Annotated in this window: 14 protein-coding genes and 1 pseudogene; 8 read left to right on the top strand and 7 right to left on the bottom strand. The window is 63.3% G+C overall.

Features of this window, described 5'->3' with window-relative positions:
- Positions 1-88 precede the first annotated feature (88 nt).
- Positions 89-1,339 carry an MFS transporter gene (locus tag HV711_RS01910; protein WP_035480315.1) on the top strand — a complete coding sequence of 417 codons (1,251 nt, stop codon included), beginning with the start codon at positions 89-91 and terminating at the stop codon, positions 1,337-1,339.
- 22 nt (positions 1,340-1,361) lie between these two features.
- Here the strand turns inward: HV711_RS01910 and HV711_RS01905 are convergent, their stop codons facing one another.
- A complete protein-coding gene (locus HV711_RS01905; protein WP_035480314.1) occupies positions 1,362-1,967 on the bottom strand; it encodes a peroxidase-related enzyme in 606 nt (201 codons plus the stop codon).
- 162 nt (positions 1,968-2,129) lie between these two features.
- On the opposite strand from HV711_RS01905, the gene HV711_RS01900 reads away from it, so the two are divergent.
- Positions 2,130-3,095, top strand: a complete 966-nt coding sequence (locus HV711_RS01900) for a LysR family transcriptional regulator (protein ID WP_035480313.1) — start codon at positions 2,130-2,132, stop codon at positions 3,093-3,095.
- A gap of 98 nt (positions 3,096-3,193) precedes the next feature.
- Complete coding sequence (locus HV711_RS01895) at positions 3,194-3,613, top strand: cupin domain-containing protein (RefSeq protein ID WP_028360783.1); 420 nt, start codon at positions 3,194-3,196, stop codon at positions 3,611-3,613.
- 24 nt (positions 3,614-3,637) lie between these two features.
- On the opposite strand, the gene HV711_RS01890 is transcribed toward HV711_RS01895, so the two are convergent.
- Both HV711_RS01890 and HV711_RS01885 read right to left on the bottom strand, forming a co-directional pair.
- Positions 3,638-4,624: a zinc-dependent alcohol dehydrogenase family protein gene (locus HV711_RS01890; RefSeq protein WP_035480312.1), complete on the bottom strand. Its 987-nt coding sequence runs from the start codon at positions 4,622-4,624 to the stop codon at positions 3,638-3,640.
- Positions 4,625-4,732: 108 nt separating this feature from the next.
- Positions 4,733-4,942, bottom strand: a complete 210-nt coding sequence (locus tag HV711_RS01885) for a hypothetical protein (RefSeq protein WP_244142619.1) — start codon at positions 4,940-4,942, stop codon at positions 4,733-4,735.
- Positions 4,943-5,344: 402 nt separating this feature from the next.
- Between HV711_RS01885 and HV711_RS01880 the strand changes: the two genes are divergently transcribed.
- Entirely contained in the window at positions 5,345-7,114 is a 1,770-nt protein-coding gene (locus HV711_RS01880; RefSeq protein ID WP_035480310.1) for a SulP family inorganic anion transporter, read from the top strand.
- Between the two features lie 22 nt (positions 7,115-7,136).
- On the opposite strand, the gene HV711_RS01875 is transcribed toward HV711_RS01880, so the two are convergent.
- A complete protein-coding gene (locus tag HV711_RS01875) occupies positions 7,137-7,751 on the bottom strand; it encodes a TetR/AcrR family transcriptional regulator (RefSeq protein WP_013590572.1) in 615 nt (204 codons plus the stop codon).
- A gap of 84 nt (positions 7,752-7,835) precedes the next feature.
- Here HV711_RS01875 and HV711_RS01870 point away from each other — a divergent pair, with 84 nt between their 5' ends.
- Positions 7,836-8,987: an MBL fold metallo-hydrolase gene (locus tag HV711_RS01870; protein WP_035480307.1), complete on the top strand. Its 1,152-nt coding sequence runs from the start codon at positions 7,836-7,838 to the stop codon at positions 8,985-8,987.
- A gap of 406 nt (positions 8,988-9,393) precedes the next feature.
- Positions 9,394-10,122 (top strand): OmpW/AlkL family protein, encoded by a 729-nt coding sequence (locus HV711_RS01865; protein WP_035480305.1) that lies wholly within the window; start codon positions 9,394-9,396, stop codon positions 10,120-10,122.
- A 21-nt stretch (positions 10,123-10,143) separates the two neighbouring features.
- On the opposite strand, the gene HV711_RS01860 is transcribed toward HV711_RS01865, so the two are convergent.
- Positions 10,144-10,389: a hypothetical protein gene (locus tag HV711_RS01860; RefSeq protein ID WP_244142618.1), complete on the bottom strand. Its 246-nt coding sequence runs from the start codon at positions 10,387-10,389 to the stop codon at positions 10,144-10,146.
- 314 nt (positions 10,390-10,703) lie between these two features.
- Here HV711_RS01860 and HV711_RS01855 point away from each other — a divergent pair, with 314 nt between their 5' ends.
- Complete coding sequence (locus tag HV711_RS01855) at positions 10,704-11,714, top strand: DUF2891 domain-containing protein (protein ID WP_013590576.1); 1,011 nt, start codon at positions 10,704-10,706, stop codon at positions 11,712-11,714.
- Between the two features lie 76 nt (positions 11,715-11,790).
- Here HV711_RS01855 and HV711_RS01850 read toward each other — a convergent pair whose 3' ends face one another.
- Complete coding sequence (locus HV711_RS01850; RefSeq protein WP_028360776.1) at positions 11,791-12,216, bottom strand: PRC-barrel domain-containing protein; 426 nt, start codon at positions 12,214-12,216, stop codon at positions 11,791-11,793.
- A gap of 184 nt (positions 12,217-12,400) precedes the next feature.
- Here HV711_RS01850 and HV711_RS01845 point away from each other — a divergent pair, with 184 nt between their 5' ends.
- The gene (locus tag HV711_RS01845) at positions 12,401-14,785 is read left to right on the top strand and encodes a DNA polymerase II (RefSeq protein ID WP_175144965.1); all 2,385 of its coding nucleotides are present in this window, start codon (positions 12,401-12,403) and stop codon (positions 14,783-14,785) included.
- Between the two features lie 51 nt (positions 14,786-14,836).
- Here the strand turns inward: HV711_RS01845 and HV711_RS01840 are convergent.
- Positions 14,837-16,329: pseudogene (locus tag HV711_RS01840) on the bottom strand (alkaline phosphatase family protein).
- Positions 16,330-16,607: the final 278 nt, after the last annotated feature.

Raw genomic sequence — 16,607 nt, 5'->3', positions numbered from 1 at the left:
GGTGAGCCCCGCTCACCTGTCGTCAAAAACTTTTCTTTTGCTGCTTCGGGTTCTCGCTGCGACCATGGCGTCAAAGGAGATCAGAGCCATGTCGACCGCCAGCAGCAAGCGCTTCGCGCCCGCTTTCAATCACACCACACTCGTCATTCTCGCCGCCGCGCTCATCCTCAGCGCGGCAATGGGGATCCGGCAAACGTTCGGGCTTTTTATCGGCCCGTTTTCATTCGATCGCGGCTTGCCCGTCACGCTCATCGCGTTCGCCATTGCGCTGCACAATCTCGTGTGGGGCTTCGCGCAACCCTTCGCCGGCGCGGCGGCGGACCGTTACGGTTCAGCCCCGGTGGTCGCCTTCGGCGCCACGACGTTCGCGGCGGGCCTCACGCTTTCGGCCGTGGCGCCGAGTGGCCCATTGCTGATCGTCGGCATGGGCTTGCTGGTCGGCATCGGCGTCAGTTGCACCACGTTCGGCGTCGTGCTGCCCGCGGTCGGCCGCGTGGCGTCGCCGGAAAAACGCAGTATGGCGATGGGTCTTGTCAGCGCCGGCGGCTCTGCCGGACAGGTGTTGATGGTCCCGCTCGTGCAAGGCATCCGGCTCAATGCGGGCATTGCCACCTCGCTCTTCGTGCTGGCCTTCCTGATGCTGATGGTGGCCCCGCTCGGCATGATCCTGGACCGGCGCGCGCACACCGGAGCGCCTCGGCAGGAAGCACTCGCCACACCGTTACGCGAAGTGCTCGCACAAGCCGCGCGACATCGCGGTTACCGGTTGCTCACAATCGGCTTTTTTACCTGCGGGTTTCAACTTGCGTTCATCGCCACGCACTTGCCCGGTTATCTGTCGCTTTGCCATATGCCCCTCGGGCTCGGTGCAACGGCGCTCGCGTTGATCGGCCTGTTCAACATGATCGGAAGCTGGGCGTGCGGCTGGTTGGGCGGCCGGTTCCGGCAGCATTACGTGCTCGGCTGGCTGTATCTGATTCGCAGCGTGACGATCGGCGCATTCTTCGTACTGCCAAAAAGTGCCATGACGGTCGTGCTGTTTGCAGCCGTGATGGGTCTCACGTGGCTCGGCACCGTTCCGCTGACGAGCGGGCTCGTGGCGAAAGTTTTCGGCACGCGGCATCTGGGCAGCCTGTTCGGCGTCTGCTTCCTGAGCCATCAGATCGGCTCGTTTCTCGGCGCATGGCTGGGCGGCGTGGTCTTCGACATGACGGGCTCGTATTCGCTGCTGTGGCAGGCCACAGTGGCGAGCGGACTTGTCGCGGCGCTATTGCATTTCCCGATCGACGACACCGCGCTGCATACGCCCGCATTGCAGTCAGAACCTGCAGGCGCATGAACGGCGGCTAAAAAAAATACGCCTATTTTTGCGAGGCATCCGGCGCGGGTTTCGGCACGCGACCCATCAAATAGAACTCGTCGTTGGGCCGCATGGAAATCACATTGGCCATGCGATTCGACAAGCCGAAAAATGCGGTGATTGCCGCGATGTCCCAAATGTCCTCGTCAGAGAAGCCATGTTCGCGCAAGGCCTGGAAATCGGCTTCGTCCACGCGGCCCGATTCCCGGCATACCTTCAGCGCGAAGTCGAGCATGGCCTTCTGCCGCGCGGTGATGTCGGCCTTGCGGTGATTGACCGCCACCTGATCGGCCAGCAGCGGCGCCTTTTCGTAGATGCGCAAAATCGCGCCGTGCGCCACCACGCAATAGAGGCACTGGTTCACGGCGCTCGTGGCCACCACGATCATTTCACGTTCGCCTTTTGTGAGGCCGCCCTCTTTGAGCATCAACGCGTCATGGTAGGCAAAGAACGCGCGAAACTCGTCGGGCCGATGCGCGAGCGTCAGAAACACATTCGGCACGAAGCCGGCCTTCTGCTGCACTTCGAGAATCCGCGCGCTGATGTCGTCGGGCCATTCGCTCGGGTCGGGCACCGGGTAGCGGCTGATCGGCTGAAGCGTTGCCATGCTGTGCCTCCGTGATCGCGCGATAGGTGATGACGATTGTAGCGCTCGCGCGGATTGGCCGCACCGCGCGCATCTCCTTGGTCCACAGGTGTTCGCACGCTTCCCGAACGCGCGGCAATCGGGTATTTTTCACCGATTCTTCCTCGATGAGCGTGGGGGTTCATGGACCGTCTCGAAGCAATGTCGATTCTCGTCGCCGCGGCGGAAAGCGGCAGTTTCTCCGCCGCGAGCCGCAAGCTGCATATGCCGCTGCCCACCGTCAGCCGCAAAGTCGCGGAACTGGAGGCGCATCTGAACGCGCGTCTTCTTGTGCGCTCCACGCGCAAGCTCACGCTGACAGACGCGGGCGCTGCCTACCTCGCGGCCTGCAAGCAGATTCTCGAGCAGGTCAGCGAAGCCGAAAGCGCCGCAGCAGGCGAGTACAGCACGCCGCGCGGCGAACTGGTGGTGACCGCGCCTGTCGTCTTCGGGCGGCTGCATATGCTGCCCATCGTCAGTGATTTTCTCGCGGCTTTTCCGGAGATTACTGTGCGGCTCGTGCTGGCCGACCGCAATCTGCATCTGCTCGACGAGCATATCGACGTTGCGCTGCGCATCGGCAAGCTGCCCGACAGTAGCATGGTCGCGATCGAGGTGGGCACCGTTGGCCGCGTCGTGTGCGCGAGTCCGCATTACCTTTCTCAAGCCGGCGAGCCAAAAACACCTGCCGATCTCGCGCGCTTTTCATGCATTGTTTCGGACGCGCTGCCTTCTGCATTCCTATGGAATTTCGCGTCCGCTCGCGGCCCGCAGCAGACGGTGCAGGTTTATGCGCGACTGTCGGTGAACACGGTGGAGGCGGCGATCGATGCCGCCGTTGCCGGTGTCGGCCTGACCAACGTGCTGTCGTATCAGGCGGCCGGCGCCGTCAGCGAAGGAAAACTGAAACGGGTGCTGCGCGACTTCGAACCCGAGCCCGTGCCTGTCAGCGTCATGCATGCAGGTCAGGGAAAATTGCCGCTGAAAACCCGCAGTTTTATCGATTTCACCGTGCCGCGTTTGCGCGCCGCACTGGCTCGCGACAAGGACATCCTGCGCAGTCAGGACCCGGCGCGCGGCAAGCGCAAACGGGCCTCGCCGGGCCGATAATGCCCCGCGGAAGGTCCGGCAAACCCCGCACCTATCGACTAGACTTTTCGCTACACGCCTGAACCACGACCCTTCCCGCACCCGCCAACGGAGCCGCCATGTCGAACGTCCTGCACGATGCAGAACCCACCGTCGTCAGGGTTCGTCCCGGCAACGCGATGGCGACGAGCCAGCGTCTGCCCTATTTCGTGGGCATTTCGGCCGGCACTGCGCGAGCCACGGGTTTGTCGATGTACCTGGTCGTCGTGCCGCCGGGTGCTCACGCGGAGCCGCACTATCATGCCGACTTTGAAACGGCGATTTATCAGCTCGAAGGCCGGGTCGAGACGCGCTATGGTCCCGGCTTGCGCGAGTCCGTGATTACCGAGGCCGGCGATTTTCTGTTCATTCCGCCGGGCGTGCCGCACCAGCCGTTCAATCTCGACGAGCGGGTCGCCGCGCGAGCAATCGTGGCGCGCAATCAGCCAGACGAACACGAACGCGTCGTGCCCTATGATCCTGCCGCCGAACCGCGCTAGTTTTTTAGCGGTACCCCGCTCGCCCTACCGCATACACAACACGGCCGCGCCGTTGACGCTGCCGTCGCGCAGGTCGTTTAGCGCGCGGTTTGCATCCGCGAGTTCATAGGGCGTGGTCTCGATGTCGAGCGGCACATCCGCCGCGAGTTGCATGAAAGCGTGACCATCCGCGCGCGTGAGGTTGGCAACCGAACACACGCGCCGCTCGCCCCACAACAGCGCGTACGGGAACGACGGAATATCGCTCATATGGATGCCGCCGCACACCACCACGCCGCCCTTCGCCACCGCCTTCAACGCTGCGGGCACGAGCGGCCCGGCAGGCGCGAAAATCAGCGCTGCGTCGAGTTGCTCCGGGGGCGTCTCGTCGCTGCCGCCGGCCCACTGCACGCCGAGCCGCAACGCGAACTGCTGCGCGGCGGTGTCGCCGGGGCGCGTCAGGGCGAACACCGTGCGCCCCTGGTGCAGCGCCACTTGCGCGACGATATGCGCGGCCGCACCGAACCCGTAGATGCCGATTGCGCGGGCATCGCCCGCCATGCTCAGCGTGCGGTAGCCGATCAGGCCCGCGCACAGAAGCGGGGCGGCTTCGACATCGGCATAGCGCTCGGGCAGGTGCAGGCAGTAGCGGCTATCGGCGACGGTGCGTTCCGCGTAACCGCCGTCGATCGTGTAACCCGTGAAGCCGGGCTCGTCGCATAGATTCTCGCGGCCGCTCGCGCAATAGCGGCAGTGGCCGCAGGTAAAGCCTGTCCACGGCACGCCGACGCGATCGCCTGCCGCGAAGCCCGTGACGCCGTCGCCCAGCGCCGCCACGGTCCCGACGATTTCATGTCCGGGAATGAGGGGCTCTTTCGGATGCGCGAGTTCTCCGTCGATCACGTGCAAGTCAGTGCGGCACACGCCGCATGCGTGAACGTCGATCAGCAACTGACCCGCGGCCGGCCGCGGCTCGGGCATCTGCCTTTCACGCAGCACCGGAGCGGTCCCGTCGAACACCATTGCGCGCATGTCATTCCCCTCTTGCATGGCGGATGGCGCGGCGTCGAACCCCAGTGCTTGCGGATCGCCGCGCGCGACGCATGGCGCGTCACGCGAGGCAAGGCCCGCTTTGCCGGCTTACTGGCTCGCGCCGGACGCGGCCGTTGCTGGCGGCGCCATGCTGTTGCTCGTCGCAGCCGGCCCGCTCATGCCCGCGGTTCCCGCCGTATCGTTCGAGCCGGAGCGTTTGCAGCCCAAAGTGCCACCTGCCAGCGCCGCGATCAATACGGCGGCCATCGCCTTCCTCAATACGGGTTCCATCATAATCTCCTCATCGCTGGTGAGCATCGAATGTCACGCTTTTCGCCCTTGGCGAGGCGCGGCTGCTTCGACAGATCGTGCGCACATCGGCCACTTGCCGCAAAAGCGCCTGCAAATAGACGCATCGCCCGCATGCCGACACGGCACGGCTTCGCAATATGCGACCGCCTTCTGTCCCTGTACAACTTGCAATGCCATGTAAAAAGCGCAATCTGTAGGCTGTAGGCGCTCAGGCCTGGTATTGCTTCGGGTAGCGCAAGGTCGCCAGTACAACCTCGTGCGGATGGTTCAATGCTTGCGAGTTCGCATGGCAGGGTAAAGACGGCAACGCATACGGTTAACCCATGCATGACTTGCGCCCGTTTTGAGCCCGCCTCGCATGGAGACGAACGTCCGCACATGCAACCTGCGAGGTGATTCTGCGTGCAGATGGGCAAAGTTCACACAGAGCCGGCGGCGACGCGGCGTCACGCCAGCATTCTCGCGCGGCTTGCGCGCTGGGTTCCGGCGCTCACGTGGATGCGCGAGTATCGGCTCGCCTGCCTGCCGCACGACGCTGCCGCGGGCCTCACGCTGAGCGCGGTGCTGGTCCCGGCGGGGATGGCGTATGCGGAGGCTGCGGGCATGTCTTCTGTGGCGGGCCTGTATGCGTCGCTTGCGGCGCTCGTCGCCTACGCCGTGTTTGGCTCGAGCCGCATCCTCGTGGTAGGACCGGATTCCGCGCTGGTCGCGCTGATTCTCGCGGCCGCGATACCGCTCGCACCGCACGGCGGCCCGCAGGCGGTCATGCTGGCGGGCGCTCTTGCGCTGCTCTCTGGCCTGCTGTGCATGGCCGTGGGCCTCCTCAAACTCGGCTATATCGCCGATCTCCTTTCCACGCCGATACGCCACGGCTATCTCAACGGCATCATGCTGACCATCATAATTAGTCAGTTACCCAAGATATTGGGGCTTCCGGTGAAGGGCGAATCGTTCCTCGCGCGGGTCCACGAACTGGCGGGCGGCGTACTGGCGGGCCAGATCAACGGCGCGGCGCTCGCCATCGGCGCGGGCTCGCTTGTCGTGATTCTGGCCTGTCGGCGCTGGGCGCCCAGACTGCCTGGCGTTCTTATCGCGGTCGCGGCGGCCACGCTGGCCGCATCGTGGGCCGATCTGGCGGCACGTGCGGGCATTGCCGTCGTCGGTAGCGTGCCGCGCGGTCTACCGGCGCCTGAATTTCCACTGCTCGCATTGAGCCAGTGGCTCGTGCTCGGCACGACCGCGTTGGCGATTTCACTCGTCACACTGACCGACGTCAGCCTGTTGTCGCAAACTTATGGACTGCGCGGCGGGCAACACGTCGATCGCAATCAGGAATGCTTCGCAATCGGCGTCGCGAACGTGGCTGCCGCGCTGTTTCAGGGCTTTCCCGTCAGCGCAAGCGGCTCGCGCACGCCGGTCGCGGAGGCCGCCGGAGCGAAGACGCAACTCACCGGATTGGTGGCCGCCGCAATCGTCGCCGGCCTTTTGCTGTTCGCGCCGCAGGCACTGCGCAATACGCCGCAGGCCGCGCTCGCGGCTGTCGTCATCGCCGCTTCGCTGAGCCTGCTCGAAACGCGCGGCGTGCTGCGGCTATATCGCCTGCGGCGCGGCGAGCTCGTGCAGGCAGTCGTCTGTTTCCTCGGCGTCGTGCTGTCCGGCGTCGTGACAGGCGTGGGAATCGCCCTGGCGCTCGCCGTGCTGATGTTTCTGTGGCGCGCGTGGCGGCCGTATGCGGCGGTGCTGGGGCGCCTCGACGGGGTGAAGGGATACCACGATATCGCGCGGCATCCCGATGCGCGGCGCGTGCCGGGGCTCGTACTCCTGCGCTGGGACGCGCCGCTCTTTTTCGCCAACACGCAGATTTTCCGCGAACGTGTGCAACAGGCGATCGACGCTGCACCCGCGCCCACACGCCGCATCGTGATTGCCGCCGAGCCCGTGACCGACATCGACATCACCGCTGCGGACATGCTGGCCGAACTCGTCGAACAGCTCGAGGCGATGCACATCGATCTTTGCTTTGCGGAATTGAAGGGGCCGGTCAAGGACAGCCTCAAACGCTACGGCATTTTCGAGCAGCTCGGGGAACGGTGTTTCATGCCGACCGTGGGTGCCGCAGTCAGCGATTATGTGCGGGCTTATCGCGTCGAATGGCACGATTGGGAGGACGAAGCGTAAGCGCGCCGGTGCTCAGGCATACTCAGGCATAGCGTGCGAGAAACATGTCGGCGGCGGAATCGGCAATGGCCTGCTGTTCGGTCTCGCTGAGCGGCGGCTGGCCCATCGTCACCTGCGGCCAGAACGCAAACGCCTTGACGAGGCCCTGCAACTGAGATGAGGCGAACACCGGATCCGCAATCCGCAGACGTTTGTCCGCTGCGGCCGCGCGTATCCATACGGTAATGTCTTCTTCGCGTTCGCCGAGGCGCGCGACCATGTCCCGCGCGCGTTCCGGCGAATGAATGCCCGCGGCGATCGCCACGCGGGCAAGCGCGAGGAACGATTCGTCGTTGAGAAGCCGCAGCTTGCGCATCAATAGTTCGACCAGTTGCTCGCGCAACGGTATCGTCGCCCGATAGGCAAACGCGTCGCCGGCATGGCTCGCGTCCCACAACTGCCGCAGGATTTCGGCGAACAGCGCTTCCTTGCTCGGGAAATGGTTATAGACCGTGCGCTTCGAGACGTTCGCGCGCGCGGCGATGCGGTCCATGCTGGTGCCGTCGAAGCCCGCCGCGAGAAATTCGTCGATCGCCGCGGCAATCACGGCGACCCGCTTGCGGTCGGTCAGGCGTTGATGAGTGACGGTGGGGTCCATCCAGAAATTTTACACCGGGCAGTTTACTTTTTGAGATTATAAAGTACACTCCTCAGTCTACTTTCTGACTTCGGGGCGGCGTACATGACATCGTTTCTCGACTCCATCAGCCGTGCCTTGGGGGTTCACGCCGCGAGGCGCGGGCGCGCGCTGTCCGGCCTCTCGGCACAGCACGACGGCGAGCGCTTTCGCAACGTGAAGCCGCGTCCCGTCGAAGGATTCGGCAAAACCTTACGCATTGCGTGGAATGTGCTGTTGAACAAGCCCTCGGGCACGGTGCCGCAAGGCGCCTTACCCATCGACGCATTGACGCGCGACGACCTTCACGCGGCGCCCGACCGCAGCCTTTACCGGCTCGGACATTCGACCCTGTTGCTCAAGTTGCGCGGCCGGTTCTGGCTGACCGATCCGGTGTTCGCGGAACGCGCTTCGCCGTTCCGTCGCGTCGGTCCCAGGCGTTTTCATGCGCCGCCTATCGCGCTCGCCGATCTGCCGCCGCTCGCCGGCGTGCTTCTTTCGCATGATCACTACGATCACCTCGACCGCGAAACCGTGCTCGCGCTCGCCGCCACGACCGAGCGCTTCGTCACGCCGCTCGGCGTCGGCGACCGGCTGATCGAATGGGGTATCGACGCGAACAAGGTGCGTCAGCTCGACTGGTGGCAAAGCGTGGACGTCGGCGGTATTGCATTCACGGCGACGCCCGCGCAGCATTTTTCCGGGCGCAGCCTCTTTGACGGCAATAGCACGCTGTGGGCCTCGTGGGTTATTGTCGACGACGACCTGCGCGTGTTCTTCAGCGGCGACACCGGCTACTTCGACGGCTTCAGGGCGATCGGCGAGCGCTTCGGGCCGTTCGACGTGGCACTCGTGGAAACCGGCGCGTACGACGCGCAGTGGCCCTATGTCCACATGCAGCCTGAAGACACCGTGCAGGCCCATGTCGATTTGCGCGGCCACTGGCTCGTGCCGATTCACAACGGCACATTCGATCTCGCCATGCACCGGTGGTATGAGCCGTTCGAGCGCGTACTTGGACTCGCTGCGGCGCGCGGCGTCGCGCTTTCGACACCGCGCATGGGCGAGCGGCTCGATCTCGCCGCCCCGCATCGCGGCGAGCGTTGGTGGCGCCATGTGATGGAAGCGGCAGAGGCGCAAGAAGTATCGCGTGGCTTGTTTGCGCGCATATTTGCGTGCAGCAGCGCGGCGCGGGCCAATTCGCGGGGCAATGCGTAAGGCGAGGCGCTCTGTTGCTTTCCGCTTTCAGTACTGGACGCACGGATGACTTATCTTCCGGCATGACAATCACCTCGTTGACGCCATTCGCAGCAAGTAAGAAAACAAAAGACAAACAAGCCTGAGAACTCTGCTTTAACGCTTGCGCCGCATGTTTGCGGCAGGGTTAAATAGCCCCGCGTCATCGCGATTTATTCTCTGCGAGAGCGCATTTCTCTCTTTCAAAAAAGGCAACCGGAAGCCCGCTCTCACCAGTGGGCTTTTGGCTTTGGCCTGACCGACTGCGAGCTTTAAATCCTTACCAGATTACAGAGGCAAAGTTCAATAAAGCACGCGACAAACCGAACGACCGTACGCATAGAATCGTCCCTGGCGAACCACTCATAACAGACAGAAGGAGACGAAGATGAAGCACACACGGGTACTCGGTTTGGCCGCCGCACTGTTCACGGGTACTGCCGCTCACGCGCAAAGCGCCGGCGATTTCGTGCTGAACGCGGGGTGGTTCCATCTCGCGCCCCAAGACTCGAGCAAACCGCTGACGGTCAATGCGTTGGGCACGAGCGCCACGAGAACCGGCACCGGCGCGAGCGTCGACGATTCGGACACGTTCGGCCTCACGGCGACCTATTTCTTCACCAATCATATTGCGACCACCGTCGTGTTCGGCATTCCGCCGAAGTTCAATCTGACCGGTACCGGTTCGCTGGCGGCACTCGGGCAGATCGGGTCCGCATACGAATGGAGCCCGACACTGCTGATGAAGTACTACTTCAATGATCCGCAGAGCCGGTTCCGTCCTTATCTCGGCGCTGGGGCAGCATACGTCTGGTATAGCGGCGTGAAATTGAGTCCGGCCGTGTCGAGCGGCAGCTTCCTTTATTCATCCACATATGGCACCGCACTGGAGGGTACGACAACCGCCAGGCTCGGCAGCTCATTCGCACCAGTGGTCAATGCGGGCTTCTCGTATGACATCGACAAGCACTGGTCGGTCGACCTGTCGCTCTCGTATATGTGGCTCTCCACGCGGGCGACGCTGACCACGAAGTCCTCGGTCGGCACGGTCACGAGCACGACCAAGCTGAAGCTGGATCCGATCGTGTCGTTTGTCTCCGTCGGCTATCGCTTCTGAAGCCGCCCCTATAGCGGGCGCTCAATCGGTGACGACCACCGTCACCGCTTTTGCATGCATCATTTCGAAAGTACTGAGCCGCCCGGCGCGAACGTCGAGTACGAGACGCTCGATTAACTCCACTTCGCGCTCGCGCTCCCATTCCGGACTCGTTGCGGACGCAATCTTATCGAGGCACACGCGCCGGCGCGCCAGCAGGAAATTGACGGCGCTCGCGCGCCGCATAAAGAACTGCTCCATCTTCGTGTTGTCGGCGGAAAGACGCATGACTTGGGACGGAGCGCGACCATAGCACGCACATATAAACCGCAGCCACCGCGCAAAGAACCGGAAAGAAACACGATCCGCTCGCCGTCTCCCGCGAGAGTCTTGCGCGCGCACCAGCAAAAAACGCTAACGGCAGATTTAGCCGCAATTACGCGCCGTTCGCTTCGGCAAATGCCGATATCGCGGCAGTCCCGCTGCTGCGACTAGAATATCGACAGCGCATCCGCTAGCGCACAACGTTCAGAGCTTTGCTATTGCGCGCCGCCAATACGATACTAGTGGCCTGTTCGTATTCCGCTTTCGAGGAACCGCCGATGACCGCCCTGCTCACCCGCGAATTCGCTTCCAGATTCGCCAATCTCGCGCTCGCTCACCTCACGCGCGAATATCCGAACAAACTCACACACTCGCTCGCCGGCCCGCAAGATGTGCAAAGCCCCCGCGCGTTGCATCCCATCTTTTACGGCAGCTACGACTGGCACTCCTGCGTGCATGGCTACTGGCTGGTTCTTCATCTTATCGAGCGCTTTCCGGATCTGCCGGAAGCCGAACGTATCGTCGCTGTGGTCGACGAGCACTTCACGGCTGCGAACGTCGCCGGCGAGCGGGCTTACCTCGACCTGCCGCATAACCTCGGCTTCGAACGGCCGTATGGCTGGGCGTGGTTGCTCACGCTCAGCGCCCAACTGCATGCGTTGAAGCTCTCGCACGGCGCGCGCTGGTCGAAGACCTTTGCGCCGCTTACCGAGGTTTTCGTCGAGCGCTTCGAGACGTTCCTGCCCAAAGCCACTTATCCGTTGCGGGTGGGCACGCATTTCAACATGGCCTTCGCGCTCGCGCTTACGCTCGATTTCGCGCGACAAACCTCGCACGGCTCGCTGGAGGCGTTGATCGTCAGCACCGCGGAGCGCTGGTTTTTGCATGACGTGGGGTGCCAGGCGTGGGAGCCTGCCGGCGACGAATTCCTCTCGCCCTCGCTGATGGAAGCGGAATTGATGCGGCGTGTTTTGCCGCCCGCACAATTCGTCGACTGGTTCGGACGCTTTCTGCCCGATCTGGGCGCGAAAAAGCCCACTACGTTATTCGAGCCGGTCACCGTCACGGACCGCACCGACGGCAAGATTGCACACCTGGACGGCCTCAATCTGAGTCGCGCCTGGTGCCAGCGCTCGCTCGCCCGGGCATTGCCCGCGGGCGACATCCGCCGGGCCGCGCTGCTCGATTCCGCCGAGCGGCATTTGCAAAGTGCGCTGCCTCATGTGGCCGGAGACTACATGGGCGAGCATTGGCTGGGCACCTTCGCGACGCTCGCCCTCGAGGCGTGAAGAGACGTGCAGGCCGGCGCGTGCGTCCGGCCTGCAAACGGGACGGTCCCGTTCCGAAGTCACCGTGCGCTGTGCATCACTGCGCCGACAGCTTCTTCGGCTTCGGCGGCGTTTGTACCTTGTTGTACTGGAACTCGGGCGTGGCCTTCAACGCCGCCTTCGTCGCGCCGGCCAGATAAAAGTTGCCCGAACGAATGTCGAGCGCGGCAATCGGCACCGCTACATCATGCGACGCAACGCCGAGAAACCCGCCTGCGGCGACAATCGCTGCGGACAGCGAGCCGTCCGGCGCCACCACGAGATCGCGGATAGAACCGATCTTCTCGTTCTGATCGTTGTACACGGCCTTGCCGAGAATGCTCTTTTTCACGCTCCACCCGCTTAACAACGCATTCGATTGCTCGACAGTCACGCCAAGCGGTTGCGTGCCCGCGACCTGCCCGTGCGCGCCGAAGCTCGCTGCGGCCACCGCAGCCGCCACCAGAAGTTTGCCCAAAGTCATTTCATATACTCCGCTGTTTTAGAAGACTCACCAGCGCATGATCGCGCCGAAACACACGCTGCGAAACCATCATACCGGCTCCGCCGCGCGGCTGCATGCCCGGTGACATGAGCGCCCGCGAGCACCGGGCGCCGCTGTGTGCGCCTGGCGGTAAAATCGCATCAGGCGACGACGCGCCGTTTCCATGGCACAGGTGGTGGGTTTGACAGAGTTCGAGCAGGGTTTCATCTTGACGCGGCATTGGCGGGACACGCCCGCCGGTACCGAAGTCGATTTCTGGCTGGCAACGGACGCCGGGCCCCGTCACATCCGTTTGCGCCATCAAACATCGGTTGCATTCATTCCTACGGAACAGCGCGAACGCGCAGAAACGATTTTGCGCCGCGAGGCACCGCGCGATCTGCGCTCCCTCGAACTGCGAGACTTTCATCACCGGCCGGTGCTGGGACTTTACTGCCCGCAATATCGCCAGTTGACCGGCTACGAGAAGCGCCTGAAGCAAGGCGGCGTGGAGGTTTACGAGGCCGATGTCTTTCCGCCGGAGCGCTATATGATGGAGCGCTTCATCACCGCGCCGGTATGGTTCAGCGGCGAGCGGAAGAGCGACAAGGCGCTCGTGAATGGCGAGCTGAAACCGGCTGCGGACTATCGGCCTTCATTGAGGCTGGTGTCGCTCGACATCGAGACCAGTGTTCACGCAGAGCTGTATTCGATCGCTCTCGAAGGTTGCGGCCAGCGCCAGGTGTACATGCTCGGGCCGCCGAACGGCGATGCGGGCAAGCTCGACTTCGACCTCGAATACTGTGAAACGCGCGCACAGCTGCTGGAAAAATTGAACACGTGGATGGAGCGGCACGATCCCGATGCGATCATCGGCTGGAATCTCGTGCAGTTCGACTTGCGGGTGCTGCAGCAGCACGCCGAACAATACCGCGTGCCGTTGCGGCTTGGACGCGGCGGCGCCGTGATGGAGTGGCGCGAGCACGGACTGAAACAGAACCACTATTTCGCGGGCGCCGCGGGACGATTGATTATCGACGGCATCGAGGCGCTGCGTTCAGCCACGTGGAGCTTTCCGTCGTTCAGCCTCGAACATGTGTCGCAAGCCGTGCTGGGCGAAGGCAAATCCATCGACAATCCCTATCAGCGCATGGATGAAATCCAGCGCCGCTTCGACGAGGACAAGCCCGCCCTCGCCCAATACAACCTGAAGGACTGCGAACTGGTCACGCGCATCTTCGCCAAAACGGAACTGCTGCCGTTTCTGCTCGAACGCGCCACCGTAACCGGCCTGCCCGCCGATCGCAGCGGCGGCTCGGTGGCGGCGTTCACGCATTTGTACATGCCGCGAATGCACCGGCAAGGCTATGTGGCGCCCAACGTCGGCGATGTGGCCGGCGCCGCGAGTCCGGGCGGTTTCGTCATGGACTCACGCCCGGGCCTCTACGATTCGGTCCTGGTGCTCGACTACAAGAGCCTGTATCCGTCGATCATTCGCACGTTTTTGATCGACCCGGTCGGGCTCGTGGAAGGCATGCTCCATCCCGGCGACGATGAGTCCGTGCCGGGCTTTCTCGGCGCACGCTTCTCACGCACGCGCCACTGTCTGCCGTCGATCGTGGGCCAGGTCTGGCAAGGCCGCGAAACCGCCAAGCGGGAGCACAATAAACCGCTCTCGCAGGCGCTGAAGATCATCATGAATGCGTTTTACGGCGTGCTGGGTTCAACCGGTTGCCGCTTTTTCGACCCGCGTCTGGCCTCGTCGATTACCATGCGCGGCCATGAAATCATGCACCGCACACGCGAGCTGATCCAGGCCGAAGGCTATGAAGTCATCTACGGCGACACGGACTCGACCTTCGTCTGGCTCAGGCACGCTCATGACGAAGACGACGCGGGCCGCATCGGACGTGCGCTCGTTGAACATATCAACGCATGGTGGCGGCAAGATTTACAACGGCGCTTCGGGCTCGACAGCGCGCTCGAATTGCAATTCGAGCGCCATTACCGGCGTTTTTTCATGCCGACGATTCGCGGCGCGGAAGAAGGCAGCAAGAAGCGCTATGCCGGGCTCACCGTGTCGGCGGACGGGCACGAAGAGATCGTCTACAAGGGCCTTGAAACGGTACGCACCGACTGGACGCCGCTCGCGCAGCAGTTCCAGCAAGAGCTTTATAGGCGCATCTTCACGCAGCAGCCCTATCAGGACTACGTGCGCGACTATGTGCGCGATACGCTCGCCGGCAAGCTCGACGATCAGCTTGTGTATCGCAAGCGCCTGCGCAGACCGCTTGGCGACTACGAACGCAATGTGCCGCCGCATGTGCGCGCCGCCCGCGTGGCCGACGAATTCAACCGCCGGCAGGGCCGTCCGCTGCAATACCAGAACGGCGGCTGGATCAGCTACGTGATGACGATTGCCGGCCCCGAGCCGCTCGAAACACTGCGTTCCGCAATCGACTACGAACACTACCTCACGCGTCAATTGCAACCCGTTGCCGATGCAATCTTGCCGCTGCTGCGCGACGACTTTACACGGCTCACGTCCGGCCAAAAGCAGTTGTTCTGACTTCCGACGCGGCGCGAGCAGCGGCAAGCCGATCCTCTCAATTGCAACTGATTACTTCGGCGCTGGAAAGCCCAACGCGTCCGCTTTGGTCCGCAACTCCGCAAAACGTCCTCCCGGCGCACTGATCGCCGTATTGGGCACCAACTGACTCTTGTCCAGTTGCGCGATCCCGCTCGCGCCCGACGTCGCCGTCGAGATATTGGAGCAGGCAGAACCGAACGTGCCTTGAGTCACCGCAATGGCCGGCGCGTCGGTGCGCGCGGGATCGGTAAAGTCGAGTGCGTATGCCATATTGAATGTCGTCGAATCGCTCGCACGCACGCCAAGCGGATCGAGGCCGAAGCGCCAGGCGAGCAGCTGGTGAATGGAACTGGGATCGAACGGATAGCGCGACACGTAGTTGGCGCGCACGCGCGGGCCGAGCAGCATGCACGGTACGCGGAAACCGAGCCGGCCGTCGTTGCCGAGCGCAGCTTCCGCACTGGACACAGGCTTGACCGGCGGCGCCACGTGTTCCATGAAACCGCCCCACTCGTCGTACACGATGATCATCAGCGTCTTGCTCCAGTTCGGGCTCGTGCGCAAGGCGTCGTAGATCTGACCGAGCAGCACCTGGCCGTTGCGGACGTCGGCTGAGGATGGTCGTCGTTCGACGTGCCCTGCGCCTCACCGCCGAAGCTCGGATCGACCATGCAGAACGAGGGCAAGGTGCCGGCCGCCGCGTCGGTGAGAAACCCGGAGAAAAGCTTGGAGCGGCCCACATAGCGCGTGCCGTACAGCGCGGTAAACGGCACGTCGTGGAAGTAATAGGTCGAAGAAATGCCCTTCGCGTCGAGGCGATCCCAGATGGTCGGCAGCGACGACGTGTCGAGCGTGTCCGACAGGCGGTCCGTTTCCCCGCTGTGCAGATACACGCGGTTTGGATAGGTGTCGGCGAGAATGCCGCTCATGTAGTAGTCGCAGACCGTGTACTGGGTGACTGCGCCGCGATAGAAGTCGAGGTCCGCGGACTGGAAATAGCCGATCGGCAGCAGATCGCCGCGCGTGAGGCTCGTGGCGGGTGTCAGCAGGAAGCCGTTCATGGCGCCATTGGCGAGATGAATGCGTCCAGCGTCGTACGAATGATTGGGGTCGGCGAACGAGCATGCCTGATAGCCATACGCGGGGTTCGTTGCGAGCGCAAAGGGAGCGTGCGTTTCGCCGAACGCATCCTTGAAGGTTCGGCCGGCCTGTGCAGTTTCGGCGTTCGGGACCCAGCCCATCAAGTGGTCGAACGAGCGGTTTTCCATGGTGACCAGCACCACGTGATCGATTCCCGACGTGGCCGGATCAGGCAGCGCGGGGCGCGCAAGATTCGCGCGGTCGGGCGGAATCGTGCCGACGGGCTGCGGCGCGCCTGAACCCGAGCCGCCGCTGCTGCCGCCGCCACCGCCGCCTCCACAAGCCGACAGTGCGATGGAACCTGCAAGCGCAGCAAGAATCTTGCGGCGGCCTGGATCGGCCGGATCGGCCGGCGTCGCCAAGATCGTGGGCTTGGTCGTCATGATTGTCTCCCTTGTTAATTGCTTGCTGTTTTCGCGGAAGAATTCGCGGGCGGCCCGGGTACCGCCATTCGATTTCGTGCAACACGGGAGCAATAACCGTTCCGCGAAGAAAACCGGGCTCACCTGCCGCCTGGCTTCTGGCACAGCGTCGGACCGGCTAATCGGTTAGAAGCGGTGAATGATGTCGACGCCGAAAGCAAACCGGTCGACCGGGGCGTGGCGACTGAACATCGCATTGCTGTAGAAGCGTGGGATGCGAGCATTGCGCCGCGCGCCAG

It is taken from the genome of Paraburkholderia phenoliruptrix (assembly GCF_902859825.1).
Taxonomy (GTDB): Bacteria; Pseudomonadota; Gammaproteobacteria; order Burkholderiales; family Burkholderiaceae; genus Paraburkholderia; species Paraburkholderia phenoliruptrix.
Note: the sequence above shows the minus strand (reverse complement) of the source record. Positions and strands in the feature narration are given on the sequence as shown.